The sequence below is a fragment of the Glycomyces xiaoerkulensis genome (assembly GCF_002798405.1).
GTDB lineage: Bacteria > Actinomycetota > Actinomycetes > Mycobacteriales > Micromonosporaceae > Glycomyces > Glycomyces xiaoerkulensis.
This window is the reverse complement of sequence record NZ_PGGV01000016.1, coordinates 19132-31908: the sequence shown is the minus strand read 5'-3', so window position 1 is coordinate 31908 and position 12777 is coordinate 19132. Positions and strand designations below refer to the sequence as shown.

Annotated in this window: 12 protein-coding genes; 6 read left to right on the top strand and 6 right to left on the bottom strand. The window is 69.0% G+C overall.

The features are described 5' to 3' along the window. Positions 1 to 10 precede the first annotated feature (10 nt). The 6 genes from CUT39_RS05820 (at position 11) to CUT39_RS05795 (ending at position 3923) form a co-directional block, all read left to right on the top strand. Positions 11 to 565: a response regulator gene (locus tag CUT39_RS05820; RefSeq protein WP_100445036.1), complete on the top strand. Its 555-nt coding sequence runs from the start codon at positions 11 to 13 to the stop codon at positions 563 to 565. 65 nt (positions 566 to 630) lie between these two features. Beyond that, positions 631 to 1005, top strand: coding sequence for an STAS domain-containing protein (locus CUT39_RS05815; protein ID WP_100445035.1), 375 nt, complete (start codon positions 631 to 633; stop codon positions 1003 to 1005). Next, positions 1002 to 2381: a PrsW family intramembrane metalloprotease gene (locus CUT39_RS20670; RefSeq protein ID WP_100445034.1), complete on the top strand. Its 1380-nt coding sequence runs from the start codon at positions 1002 to 1004 to the stop codon at positions 2379 to 2381. The genes CUT39_RS05815 and CUT39_RS20670 overlap by 4 nt, the downstream gene beginning before the upstream one ends. A gap of 59 nt (positions 2382 to 2440) precedes the next feature. Further along, positions 2441 to 2866: a hypothetical protein gene (locus tag CUT39_RS05805; protein ID WP_157930501.1), complete on the top strand. Its 426-nt coding sequence runs from the start codon at positions 2441 to 2443 to the stop codon at positions 2864 to 2866. A gap of 32 nt (positions 2867 to 2898) precedes the next feature. Further along, entirely contained in the window at positions 2899 to 3405 is a 507-nt protein-coding gene (locus CUT39_RS05800) for a tRNA adenosine deaminase-associated protein (protein WP_100445032.1), read from the top strand. Positions 3406 to 3449: 44 nt separating this feature from the next. Next, positions 3450 to 3923 carry a nucleoside deaminase gene (locus CUT39_RS05795; protein WP_232805623.1) on the top strand — a complete coding sequence of 158 codons (474 nt, stop codon included), beginning with the start codon at positions 3450 to 3452 and terminating at the stop codon, positions 3921 to 3923. A 3-nt stretch (positions 3924 to 3926) separates the two neighbouring features. On the opposite strand, the gene CUT39_RS05790 is transcribed toward CUT39_RS05795, so the two are convergent. From CUT39_RS05790 to CUT39_RS05765, 6 genes are all read right to left on the bottom strand, one after another. Next, positions 3927 to 6071: a (Fe-S)-binding protein gene (locus CUT39_RS05790; RefSeq protein ID WP_100445031.1), complete on the bottom strand. Its 2145-nt coding sequence runs from the start codon at positions 6069 to 6071 to the stop codon at positions 3927 to 3929. Further along, on the bottom strand, positions 5987 to 7864 hold the full coding sequence (locus CUT39_RS05785; protein ID WP_100445030.1) for an HNH endonuclease signature motif containing protein: 1878 nt from the start codon (positions 7862 to 7864) through the stop codon (positions 5987 to 5989). The genes CUT39_RS05790 and CUT39_RS05785 overlap by 85 nt, the downstream gene beginning before the upstream one ends. Positions 7865 to 8246: 382 nt before the next feature. Beyond that, positions 8247 to 9341: a LacI family DNA-binding transcriptional regulator gene (locus tag CUT39_RS05780; RefSeq protein ID WP_100445029.1), complete on the bottom strand. Its 1095-nt coding sequence runs from the start codon at positions 9339 to 9341 to the stop codon at positions 8247 to 8249. A 31-nt stretch (positions 9342 to 9372) separates the two neighbouring features. Continuing rightward, entirely contained in the window at positions 9373 to 10800 is a 1428-nt protein-coding gene (locus tag CUT39_RS05775) for a GH1 family beta-glucosidase (protein WP_100445028.1), read from the bottom strand. Beyond that, entirely contained in the window at positions 10797 to 11717 is a 921-nt protein-coding gene (locus CUT39_RS05770) for a carbohydrate ABC transporter permease (RefSeq protein ID WP_232805622.1), read from the bottom strand. Before CUT39_RS05770 ends, CUT39_RS05775 begins: the two co-directional genes overlap by 4 nt. Next, complete coding sequence (locus CUT39_RS05765; protein WP_100445027.1) at positions 11714 to 12658, bottom strand: carbohydrate ABC transporter permease; 945 nt, start codon at positions 12656 to 12658, stop codon at positions 11714 to 11716. Before CUT39_RS05765 ends, CUT39_RS05770 begins: the two co-directional genes overlap by 4 nt. Between the last annotated feature and the right edge of the window lie 119 nt (positions 12659 to 12777).

Genomic DNA, 12777 nt, shown 5'->3' with positions numbered 1-12777 from the left:
GTCCGACCGCATGAGCACCGCACGCGTACTGCTCGTCGACGACCGGTCCGAGAACCTGCTGGCGCTGGAGGCGATCCTGCAGGGCCTGCCGGTGGCCACCATCGCCGTCACCTCCGGTGAGGAGGCCCTCAAGCGGTTGCTGTCGGAGGACTTCGCGGCGATCCTCCTGGACGCTCAGATGCCGGGCATGGACGGTTTCGAGACCGCCCGCCACATCAAGCAGCGTGAGAAGACCCGCCACACCCCGATCATCTTCCTCACCGCGGCCGACCGGGACGCCCATCTGGCGATGCGCGGCTACTCGGTCGGCGCGGTCGACTACATCACCAAGCCGTTCGACCCCTGGATGCTCCGCACCAAGGTGAAGGTCTTCATCGACCTGTGGAGCCAGGGGCAGGCGCTGCGCAGCACCCACGAGCGGACCCGGGATCTGCGCGAGCGCGAAGGCAGCCTGCTCAAGCGCTTCGAGGACGCCCACTCCGCCCTGGACGCCTGGGCGGACCGGCACGGCCGGGACGAGGAGCTGGAGCGCATCCTCAAACTGCTCCAACCGGAGACGGACTGAAGCCGGTCGGAAGTGCCTCCGTCTCGGAACCCGGATCCGGCGGACGGTCGGTTAGGGTTGGTGGCGTGGTACGCCAGAAACTCGACATCTCGGTTTACCGCGAATCGAACGAGACGATCGTGGAGCTGACCGGCGAAATCGACCTACAGACCGCTCCGCGGCTGTCCGGGGCCGTTGACGCCGCCCTCGAAGAGGACCCTGCCCGCGTCGTGCTCGACATGGAAGGGGTCACCTTCTGCGACTCGCGCGGCCTGGGCACTCTCGTTGTGCTCAGCCGTGCCGCGACCCGCTCCCGCGCCGTGCTCGTCCTCGCCAACCTCGGCGACTTCCTGCAGCGGCTGCTGTCGGTCTCGGGGATCGGCGAGCACTTCGTGATCCGTGACGAGCATCCGCGCAACGGCGGCGCTCCCGACCGAGGCTGGGAGGACCCGGCGCAGTGAGTGACCAGGCCGTCGAAGTGATCGTCGTGCTCGGCGCCGCCGGGCTGCTCGTCGTCGCCGGCACCGTGCTGGCCATCGTCGGCCTCGTCCGCCGCACCCGGGCGTTCCTGGTCGCCGGCAGTTGCCTGCTCTTCACCGGCGGCCTGGTCGTCCTCGGCTGGGCCATCATCGAGGGCACCGGCGCCGAAGCCGCCGGAGTCGGCGTCGTCGCCGCCCTCCTGCCCGCGCCGATCCTGGTCGGCACCTTCCTGTGGCTGGGCCGCTACCGCCGCCGCCCCTGGCTGGTGCTCGCCTTCTGCTTCGGGTGGGGCGCCTGCGTCTCCACGGCCATCTCCCTGGGCGTCAACAGCGGCGTGGCCTACCTCCTGCGGGAGAACGACCTCAACGAGAACCTCGCCGCGGTCGTCTCCGCCCCCGTCATCGAGGAGATCACCAAGTTCGCCGGGCCGCTGCTGGTGTTCTGGTTCGCCCGCCGCCACTTCACCGGCATGCTCGACGCTCTCGTCTACTGCGGACTCGCCGGCGCCGGCTTCGCCGTCGCCGAGAACGTCCTCTACGCCTCCGGGCAGTACGTCTCCGGCGTCGAGATCCTCGACCAGGCCGCCGGGCTCGCCCTGGTCACGCAGATGATCATCATCCGCGGGCTGGCGACCATGTTCGCCCACCCGCTCATGACCGGCCTGGCGGCCATCGGCCTCGGCAAGGCTGCCCGCAAGCCCCGCCGCCGCGGCCCGCAGACAGCGTGGATCGTCGGGATGCTCTTGTGCGGCATGGCCCTCCACGCCCTCTGGAACGGCTCCAGCGTCATCGGCGCCGACATCGGCGCGCCGTTCCTGTGGTTCGCCCTCTACCCGGCGTTCCTGATGCCGCTGTTCTTCACCATGGTCGGCATCGCCCTGTGGCTGCGCGCCGCCGACGCCCGCCGCACCCAGACCACCCTCGCCCCCTACGTCGCCACCGGCGTACTCTCCCCGCCCGAGCTGGCCTCCCTCGCGAGCTTCTCGCGCCGTGCCTCGGCCCGCGCCTGGGCCAAACGCGTCGCCGGCCGGCACGGCGAGAAGGCCATGTCGGAGTTCCAGGCCGCCGCCTCCGACGTCTCCGAGCAGATCGATCTCGCCGGCACCGGCGGGCACTGGGACCAGCGGATCATCGGCCACGGCCTGTACCGCATGGGCGCCGCCCGTGCCGCCTACGCCGGCCGCGACCCCCAGACGCCCTCCGCCACCTGGGACGGCTCCCGCTACCAGGTCACCTTCCCCGATGGGAAGGTCCGCGCCGTCGAGCCGCCGGCCCTGCCGGTGATGCCCGTGCCGCTCCACGCCGCGCCGCCACCGCCGCCGCAGGCCCCGGGCGCCTACCCCGCACCGCACGCATGAACGGCGCCGACTCCCGGCGGCCGATCCGCTGACTCGGCCGGATGCGTACCCTGAGTGTCATGCATGACGGACCCATCCGCGCCACCTCCTGGCCCGGCCACGGGGCACCCCCGATCCGGCCGGGGCGTCCGCGCTGGCGCGAACCCCACCAGGTGCGCGTCGGGGCTGTCGCGGCGGGGTCGTCGCTCACAGCGTTGTGGGTGCTGCTGTGGCTGCTCGCCTTCGCTCGTTCGGGGGCGGGCTTCGCCTGGGTGACGTTGACCGCGAGTACGATCGCAACGGTCGTGGCAGTGATACTGGCCCACTACGGTGACCGCGGCGTCGCGGTCGGCGTATCGGCCGTCGCAGGGACGGCCGCCGGAGTCACCGGACTGTCGGTGGAGCTGTATTTTCTGCTGACCGGCGATTGGATCCTGTGGTTACATCAACGCAGGCCGCTACATCCTTCAGTTTGGTCCTTAGAGCAGTTGACTCCGGTCGAGTAGCTGGTCGATGAAACAGAAAACGGGGACGGATCGTGTCGTATTTCGCTGTGGCCGCGGGCCGCGAGGGCGACGAATGGAACGCCGCCGAGGTCGATCTCGACGAGGTGGCCGACGTCGAGGACGCCGCCGAGGTCATGCGTGAGGCGTTCCCGGACGCCGACTTGACGCTCCTGTTCGTCGACGCCGACGACGAATTCCTGACGATGATGCGCCTGGACGACGGCGACGACTTGCGCACCTTCGGCTCCGACGCCGAGTACGCGTCGCAGTCGCGCCTGGGCGAGGCCCTGCTGGGCGACTTGGAACCCCAGGACACCGACGAGATCGACACCGACGACGAGGAGTCGATCTCGGCCAGTCCCACCGAGCTCGACGCCGAGCCGGTCGGCGAGGCCGATCTGCTGAGCGACCTCGGGGTGGGCGGGGCGATGCTCCTGGCCCTGTGCGCGAAGGAGGGCATGATGCCCTCCGACGTGGTCTCCGAAGTCGCCGCGGTGATCGGTTTCGCCGAGGCCCTGGAGAACGCCACCGGCGCCTAGCCGCATGACCGCGCCCAGCGGGGAGGTCATCAGGATGGAGGGGCATGACCACGCCCAGCGGGGCCGACCGCCGCCGGAGGCACGAGAGGTGGATGCGCCGGGCCCTCGAGGCCGCTCACGGTTCCGGCCTCGACCTGCCGGTGGGCGCGGTCGTCTACGATCCGGACGGCCGCGAACTGGCAGCGGCGGCCAACCTCCGCGAGGAGCTGGCCGACCCCACCGCGCACGCGGAGGTCCTGGCCCTCCGGGAGGCCGCCGCCGCGTACGGCGACGGCTGGCGGCTGACCGGCTGCACCCTGGTCGTGACCCTCGAACCGTGCACCATGTGCGCCGGCGCGGCCGTCCTGGCGCGCATCGGCGGCATCGTCTTCGGCGCGTGGGAGCCGAAGACCGGTGCGGTCGGCTCCCTGTGGGACGTAGTCCGCGACCCCCGCCTCAACCACAACCCCGAGGTCTACGGCGGCCTCCTCGAGGCCGAGTCCGCGCGGCTGCTGCGCGGGTACTTCGGCCGGGAGTGAGGCTCACTCCGGAGCCGCCGCCCGCCTCTCCCGGCTCTGCGCCAGGAGCTGGGCGATGTCGACGACTTCGACGTCGTCCTCCTTGCCGGCGTCGGCCACGCCGTCGCGCAGCATCGTGGAGCAGAACGGGCAGCCGACGGCCACCGTCTCGGCCCCGGTATCGACCGCCTCGTCGGCGCGGTCCCGGTTGACCCGCTTGCCCAGCGGCTCCTCCAGCCACATCCGGGCCCCGCCCGCGCCGCAGCAGAACGAGCGCTCCTTGGTGCGCGGCATCTCGGTCACCTCCGAGAACGATTCGAGGAGCTCCCGAGGCGGCTCGAAGATCCGGTTGTGGCGTCCCAGATAGCACGGGTCGTGGTAGGTGAGCGTGCCCTCCCGCTGCTCGACCGGCTCGATCTTCCCCGACGCGACCAGGTCGGCCAGGAGTTCGGTGTGGTGGACGACCTCGTACGAGCCGCCCACCTCCCCGTACTCGTTGCCGATCGTGTTGAGGCAGTGCGGGCAGGTCGCGATGATCTTCACGGCCCCGGCCCCGTTGAGGGACTCCACGTTCTGCTCGGCGAGCATCTGGTACATGAACTCGTGGCCGATGCGCCGGGCCGGGTCGCCGGTGCACGTCTCGGCCTCACCCAGCACCGCGAACTTGACACCCGCGTCGTGCAGCAGCGTCGCCACCGCCCGAGAGGTCTTCTGCGCCTTGGGGTCGTAGGCCCCGGCGCAGCCGACCCAGTACAGGTACTCGAAGTCTCCGCCCGGTTCGGCGATCGGCACCTCGAAATCGAGCGGCTCGGCCCACTTGAGCCGGGCCGCGGGGTTCTCGCCCCAGGGGTTGCCCTTGTTCTCGAGGTTCCGCAGCATCGTCTGCGCCTCGGTCGGGAAGTCGGACTCGATCATCGTCTGGTGGCGGCGCAGGTCGATGATGTGGTCGACGTGCTCGATGTCGACCGGGCACTGCTCCACGCACGCCCCGCAGGTGGTGCACGACCACAGCACGTCCGGGTCGATCACGTCGCCGATGATCGAGATCGGCTCGATCTGCGACCCGTCGTCCGATCCCTCCGGCTTCGCCCCGGCGGCTTTCAGATACGGGGCCTGCTCGTACAGGTGGTCCCGCAGGTCGGTCACCAGCTTCTTCGGCGATAGCGGCTTCCCGGTGTTCCAGGCCGGGCACTGCGACTGGCAGCGGCCGCACTCGGTGCAGGTGGAGAAGTCGAGCAGGCCCTTCCAGGTGAAGTCGGTGATCGTGTCGACCCCGAACGGCTCGGTCTCGGGGTCGGCGGTCTCGAAGTCCGCCGGCTCGCCGTTGATGAGCATCGGCTTGGCCGAGCCCATCGAGGCCTTGCCGTCGGCGAAGCGCTTGAAGTAGATGTTGAAGAACGCCGTCACCCGGTGCCAGCCGATGCCCATGCTCGGGATCAGCGCCAGCATCAGGAAGAAGGTCCACGAAACCAGGATCTTGACGCCGGCGGTGACGGTGATGGTCGTCAGCATCGCCGACTCCGAGGCGCCCTCGAACAGGTTCGCCAGCCCCGCCGACACCGGCGAGGCCCAGGCCGCGTCGATCCCGCCGACGGCGAACTCGCTCGAGCGGATGATGAAGAAGCAGGCGACGATGGCGAAGATCGTGGCTTCGATGTAGAACGCCTGCCACTGCCGGGAGTGCTCGAACCGCGACGACGAGGAACGCTGGCCGTCCTCGGAGGCCCGTCCCTGCGGCGGCACCCGGTGGAACCGCGGCTGGCTGGCGATCCGGACCCCGAACAGGGCCAGGATGCCCAGGCCGGTGACGACGGCGATGAGTTCGGAGAGCAGGAGCCACGGTTCCCAGTGCCCGACCCACGGCAGGGTCCACTCCGGGTTGAGGGTCTCCAGGTAGGCGGTGGCGAGGATGGGGAAGAGCGCGAAGAAGCCCACGAAGACGAACCAGTGGGCGGCGCCCACCCAGGTCCACTTCAGCATCCTGGTGTGCCCCAGGGTTTCCCGGAGCATGGTGGCGAAGCGCGTGCTGCGTTCGCCCTTGCGTGTCCGGTCTGCCGCGCCGAGCCGGAGGGTGGCGAGCAGGCTCAGCCCGGTGCGGACGAACAGCCCGATCGCGAGCGCCGTGTAGGCGAAGGCGATCGCGGCCGTGACGATTTGGACGACTCCCATGGCGACCTCTCGACGGTGCGGTGCTGCCGATCACGATACATGTTACTGATCAGTAGATTGGATGTCGAGCCACCCCGGCCGATCGGTCGGGCGAGCCGTCTGCGAAGGGTGGAGTCCGGACATGCCGAGGGGCCCGATCCCTTTCCGGGACTCGGGCTGAGCGCTCTATGAGTGCTCCCTCCCTCGGCACCGACCTCGCGCCGAGGGCAGGTTAAGAACGGCGGCGGGCCCGGATCGGATCCGCCGGCGGTGCCCGTCGATGCGGGCCCCACCGCGGCGGACGGTTCAGCGGAAACCTCGGGCGTCGGGCCGGTGCGGGCCGCATGCCGCGCGGCGGTCTCGGCCCGGAACCTGGCCCCGGCCTCGGCGCGGGCCGCCAGCGCGGCCTCGATGGCCTCGTCCGCGGCCTCCTGGGCGATGCGGTCGAGGTCGGCCCGGTGGTTCGGGGACCACTCCTCGGTCTCCAGGTCGACATCGCAGGCCGATCCGAGGTCGTCGAAGTCCACGATCGGAGTCGAGGTGCGGCCCGCCTCGTCGCAGCTCGGGCAGCGGCGGCAGGGTTTCTCCGCGGTGCAGCCGGTCCGGGCGATCTGCGCCTGACCGGGGCCGGTCTTGGTGATGTTCCACCGGTGGGTGTGAATGCGGCCGTGATGGAATCTACATAGGAGTATGAGATTGTCCGCCTCGGTGGGGCCGCCTTCGTACCAGGCGACCAGGTGGTGGGTCTCGCACCAGGAGACCGGGCGTCCGCAGCCGGGCCAGGCGCATCCTCCCGGCTGCTCGGCCTCCAGCTTGCGGCGGAGCGCGGTGTTCGGAAGGCGGACCTCCTTGCCCAGCTCCAGCAATTCGCCCTGCTCGTAGTCGAAGACCATCGGGACGATGCCGGCCTCGCATGCCAGAAGGCGGGCCTCCGCGACCGGGATCGGGCGGTCCTCCAGGCGTGGGACTCGCCCGGTGTCCTCGCCGCGCAGCGTCTCCAGGTCGCAGACGAGGCTGAGCGTGGCCGTGTGCCCGTGGCGCCGTGGCGCGTGCGGGTCGGTCCCTGCGGTGGCGACCAACTGGTGGAACGCCTCGGCGTTGCGGTTCGCCTGCGCGGGCAGCACTCCGTCGGAGTCGGCCTCGTCCCGGCGCGGGGGAGGGCAGGAGGTCTGGAGGTACTTGTCCAGCAGCCGCCCGGTGTCGGCGGACAGAACGCCGTCGAGGTCCCACATGCCGTCGGATCGCTCGCTGACCTCCAGGTATGCCAGCGCGTCCTGCGACATCCGGTCGAGCATCGCCAGCTCGTCGAACAGGCTCGCCGCGATTCGGTCGACGGCGTCCCGGAGCTCGGTGTGGGAGGCGTGGACGCAGTATTCCCGGATCAGCTCTTCGGGGGTGCCGCAGGAGACCGCCGGGTCGTAGGGGCTGTCGACCGGCCCGGTGGGGTAGGGGGTGCGGGCGAAGACGCGCAGGCCCTTCTTGTCCAGGGCGAGCATGGCGTAGGCGACCGCATCGATCCGTGCCGCACCGGTGGCGGCGGCCTCGGTGAGGACCTTGAACTTCGGACCGAGCCGGGCGATGCGGGCGATCTGGCCGGCGGTGGTGTAGGTGAAGTCGAAGCACTCGCACAGCCAGTCGCGGATCCCGGAGAACCCGTCGATATCGCGGTGCATCCGGTCGCGGGTGTATTCGAGGACCCTCCGGAGGGCCGCCGCATCACGAAGGCGGGCTTGGGCGGCAAGGGCGTCGAGTTCGCTACGGAGGTGTTCGGCGCGCTCGGCCCTGCGCGTCCTCGCTTCCAGCTTGCCGGTCATAGCCCACCTCCCTGATTCGAACGCTCCTGCGTTTTCGGATCGTTTGTGCTATGCGTTCAATTGTCCATGTCTGGGGGGCGATTGTCGTCACCCGAATGGGTGGTAAAACGCTCATGTTCACAAACATAAACATCCATACTGGACTCACAAGGAGGCGTGTGCACTGCTAAAATATATGAAACAAGTTCATCAGACATCGCTTTCCCGAGAGAGCGAGAATGTGGCAGCGCCCATCGGGAACGAGGGATTCAGGCACGAAAAAGCGGCCCCCGCCCGGCCGCGAAGGCCTGCGGGGACCGCTCTCTCAATTCTTCGTCGCCGCTTCGGAGCCCGGGCCGCGCACGCGCTTTCGAGCGCCGGTGCTCCGGTCGACCACGACCGCTCAGGCGGACTGCCTCACCACGATCCTGGTTCCCAGGATGGTCACCAGCGGGCCGGCCTCCTCGCCGCGGATCCGGCCGCCCAGCAGGCGCGCCATCTCGCGGCCCATCGTCTCGGTCGGCTGATGCACGGTGGTCAGCGGCGGCTCGGCCACCTCGGCCATCGGCGAGTCGTCGAAGCCGATGAGGGCCAGGTCGCCGGGGACGTCCATGCCGTGCTCGCGCGCTATGCGCATGGTGGCGATCGCCAGCGGGTCCGAGGCCGCCACGATCGCGTCCATCCGGCCGCCCTTCTCGAACAGCTCTCTGGCGGCCTTGACGCCGCTGGCCTCGTCGAAGCCTCCGGCGATGGTCACCAGGTCGTCCTCGACCGGCAGCCGGTGGCCCCGCAGGCCGTCCCAGTAGCCGTTGAGTCGGTCGACGCCCACTTGCATGTCCTGGGGCCCGGCGATCGTCCCGATCCGCCGACAGCCCTTCTCCGCCAAGTATTCCACGGCCTGTCGAGCTCCGGACCTGTTGTCGCAGTCGACGTACGCCACCGGATTCAGGCCGGTGGGCGTGCCGCACAGGACCATCGGGATTCCGGATTCCTCGAGCCGCTCGGGCAGCGGGTCCCCGCTGTGGCTCGAGACCATCATGACGCCGTCGACGTGGCCGCCCATCAGGTACGACTCCAGGCGTGAGCGGTCGCCGTCCTTGGGCGCGAACGTCAGCATCAGCCGCATGTTGTCCTCGGCGAGCTGGTCCGAGGCGCCCCGCAGGACGCCGGCGAAGAACGGTTCGCCCCACAGCCATTCCTGCGACTCGGTCACCACCAGCGCCACCGTGTCGGTCCGCTGGGTCACCAGCGTCCGCGCGGCCTGGTTCGGGACGTACCCGAGCTCCTTGATCGCGTCCAGCACCGCCGTCCGGGTGTCCTCGGCGACCTTCGGCGAGCCGTTGATGACCCGCGAGACCGTGCCCCGGCCGACTCCTGCATGGCGCGCGACGGTGTCGAGGGTGGGGCGCCCGGCGCTGCGTTTGCGGCTGGTCTGCCCGTTCGCTCCCAGCGGCGTTGGCCGCGGCGCGCCGGCGTCGTCAGATCGGGTGTCGGTCATCGTGTATCACCTCGGGCTCCGTTGCGTGATTTTATTGTGCCTCACCGTGCGAGCGGGCGTGCCGCACCAGGTCGGCGTACCACTTGCCCGAGTCCTTCACTACCCGTTGTCCGGTTTCGAAGTCAACATAGACCAGGCCGAACCGCTTGGTATAGCCCCACGCCCATTCGAAGTTGTCGGCCAGCGACCAGGCGAAATACGCCACCAGGGGCACCCCTTCGTCGACGGCGTCGGCGCAGGCGCCCACGTGCGCGCGGAAGTACTCCAGACGCTCGGAGTCGGCGACCTGCCCGTCGACGAGCTTGTCGGGGAAGGCCGCGCCGTTCTCGGTGATCGCCAGCTTCACGTCCGGATAATTGTTGTGAAGCCGTTTCAACGTTTCAGTAAGCCCCTGCGGAGCGATCTCCCAACCCATGTCGGTCTGCGGGAGCCCGGTGGTCACGAACCCGATGTGGTCGTTGGCCGGCCACGGCGAGCCCGAGTCGGTCGGCGCCGCCGAGGCCGACACCGCGCCGCCGTCGGCGTCGCCGGTGACGGTGAACTTGCTGTAGAAGTTCACCGACAGGCAGTCCAGCGGCGCGTTGATAAGTTCCATGTCCCCGACCTCGACGAACGAGAAGTCGGTGACGGCGCTGAAGTCCTCGACGACGTCCTCGGGGTAGCGGCCCTTGAGTGCGGCGTCGGTGAAGAACCGGTTCTGCACCCCGTCGATGCGCCGGGCCGCGTCCAGGTCGGGCGGCGCGTCGGTGGCGGCGTACACCGGGTAGAAGTTCAGCCCGATGCTCACCGTCGCGTCGGGGTCGCCCTCCTTGATCGCCCGCGAGGCCAACCCGTGCCCGACCATCAGGTGGTGGGCGGCGGCGATCGAGGCGGCTGGCTCCTGCCGGCCCGGGGCGTGCTCGCCCGACGCGTAACCGAGGAACGCCGCGCACCACGGTTCGTTGACCGTGATCCAGTGCTTGACCCGGTCGCCGAGGGCCTCGTGCGCGATCCGCGCGAACTCGCCGAACCTCTCGGCGGTGTCCCGCTTGGGCCAGCCGCCGCCGTTCTCCAGGGCCTGGGGCAGGTCCCAGTGGTAGAGGGTCACCCAGGGGGTCACCCCGGCCTCCAGCAGCGAGTCGACCAGCGTCTGGTAGTAGTCGAGCCCGGCCCGGTTGACGCGGCCGTCGCCCTCGGGGCAGATCCGAGGCCACGACAGCGAGAACCGGTAGCTGTGGAGCCCGAGTTCCTTGACCAGGGACACGTCGCCCTCGACGTTGCGGTAGGAGTCGATCGCCTTCTCGCCGTTGGACCCGTCGATCACCCGGCCGGGCTCGTCCACGAAGACGTCCCATATGGACTTCCCACGGCCGTCCGCCTTCGTCGACCCCTCGACCTGATAGGACGAGGTGGCCGCGCCCCAGGCGAAACCGGCTGGAAACCGGGCTGCGAGCGCTGCTTGGTCATTGTCGATGGTCATTGCTTGGTCGAACCTTCCATGATGCCGCTGACGATCTGCCGTCCGAAGATGGCGAACAGGATTGCGATGGGGATGATCGAGATCAAGGTGCCGGTGAAGACCATCGAGATATCGGTGGTGTACAGCCCGGTGGAAATCTGCCGGATCGCCAACTGGATCGTGGGGTTGTCGGTGCTCAGCACCATGAACGGCCACAGGAACTCGTTCCAGTTGAGCATGAAGGTGAGCAGGCCGAGCACCACCATTCCCGGACGCAGCGCCGGCAGCACGATCCGCCACCAGATCCGGAGGGTCGAGGCGCCGTCGATGCGGGCCGCCTCGATGAGTTCGTCGGGCACCGACTGAAGGGTGTACTGGCGCATCATGAAGATGCCGAAGCCGTTGACCAGGAACGGCAGGATGGCCGCGTGCAGGGTGTTGGTCCAGCCCAGCTCGATCATCATGATGTACAGCGGCACCAGGCCCAGGTGCTGGAGCGGGACCATCATGGTCGCCAGCACGATGACCATGAGCACCTTCGAGCCGCGGAACTTCAGCTTCGCGAAGGCGAACCCGGCCAGGGTCGAGATCAGGATCACCGAGACGGTGACGGTGCCGGTGATGATGAGTGAGTTCTGCAGGCCGGTGATCAGGTGCGCCTGGGGCTCGTTGAGGGCCTCCATGACGTTTTCCCCGAGGTTGCCGCCGGGCAGCAGCGCCGGCGGGAACTGGGACGCGGCCGAGCTGTCCCGGGAGGCCACGACGATCATCCAGTACAGCGGGAAGACCGACAGCAGCGCGACGCCGATCAGACCGATCCGGGTCATCGTCGTGGGCGCCAGGACGGTCCCGCTGGAGTCCTTGGCCTTGCTGCGGCGCCGCGGCCGGGGTGCCCGCGATTCGGGGGCGGGCGGCGGAGGTTTCAGTGCGGTGCTCACTTGTCCCCCTGGATACGGTTGACGATGAAGTAATTCATGCTGGCGACCAGCCCGATGACGAGGAAGAGGATCCAGCCGGCCGCGGCGGACATGCCGTAGTTGCCGTGCGTTCGCAGCAGGTCGATCAGAATCAGCGAGGTGGTCTGGAACTGTCCTTCGGAGCCGCCGCCGAGGCGGCCGCCTCCGAACATCATCGGTTCGGCGAACAGCATCATGCCGCCGACCGAGGACATGAACACGGTGAAGACGATGACGGGCTTGATCTGGGGAACGGTGATCTTCCAGAACTGCTGCCGGGGGCTGGCGCCGTCGATGGACGCCGCCTCGTACAACTGCCGGGGAATGGTCTGCATGGCGGCCAGGTAGATCAGGGCGTTGTAGCCCATCCATCGCCAGTCGACCATGCTGGCGATGGCCACCCAGGAGGTGAGGCGATCACCCTGCCAGTTGACGGCCTCGAATCCGAGGACCTCGATGAGGCCGTTGACCATGCCGTACTGCTGGCCCCAGATGCGGGTGAAGACCACGCCGACGGCCACCACCGAGGTGACGATCGGGGTCAGGATGGCCATGCGCCAGAACAGTTGCGCCTTCAAGCGCTTGTTGAGGGCACTGGCGACCATCAGGCCGCACACGAGCTGCGGGACGGTGGCGATCACGAAGATGCCGAAGGTGTTGACGATCGACCAGCCGAAGCGGTCGAACTCGAACAGCAGGAAGGAGTAGTTCTCCAGTCCGATGAAGGTGCGTTCGGGGCTGCGGGTGTTCCACTGGTGGAGCGAGGTGTAGAGCGTGTACCCCATCGGGAACAGCCCGAATACCAGGAACAGCAGGAAGAATGGGGCGACCAGAAGGTACGGGGTGCCCTTGAGGTCGAAGTTGTGGAGGCGGTCTCGGAAAGTCTTGCGATCCGTCGACCGAGTGGCGACTGCGGTGGTCATGGTTCCTCTCTCGGAGTCCGAAGGAGTCGGCCCGCCGCGGGTTGGGGCGCGGCGGGCCGACACGGCGCCCGGAGTGCGCCCGCCTCCCCGCAAGGAGGCGGGCGCCCGGCTCCGTCGCT

Bases quoted from the DNA above. Each gene is read 5' to 3' on its own strand.
- CUT39_RS05820 (WP_100445036.1), top strand. From the start codon at position 11: ATGAGCACCGCACGCGTACTGCTCGTCGACGACCGGTCCGAGAACCTG.
- CUT39_RS05805 (WP_157930501.1), top strand. From the start codon at position 2,441: ATGCATGACGGACCCATCCGCGCCACCTCCTGGCCCGGCCACGGGGCA.
- CUT39_RS05795 (WP_232805623.1), top strand. From the start codon at position 3,450: ATGACCACGCCCAGCGGGGCCGACCGCCGCCGGAGGCACGAGAGGTGG.
- CUT39_RS05790 (WP_100445031.1), bottom strand. From the start codon at position 6,071: ATGGGAGTCGTCCAAATCGTCACGGCCGCGATCGCCTTCGCCTACACG.
- CUT39_RS05785 (WP_100445030.1), bottom strand. From the start codon at position 7,864: ATGACCGGCAAGCTGGAAGCGAGGACGCGCAGGGCCGAGCGCGCCGAA.
- CUT39_RS05780 (WP_100445029.1), bottom strand. From the start codon at position 9,341: ATGACCGACACCCGATCTGACGACGCCGGCGCGCCGCGGCCAACGCCG.
- CUT39_RS05775 (WP_100445028.1), bottom strand. From the start codon at position 10,800: ATGACCATCGACAATGACCAAGCAGCGCTCGCAGCCCGGTTTCCAGCC.
- CUT39_RS05765 (WP_100445027.1), bottom strand. From the start codon at position 12,658: ATGACCACCGCAGTCGCCACTCGGTCGACGGATCGCAAGACTTTCCGA.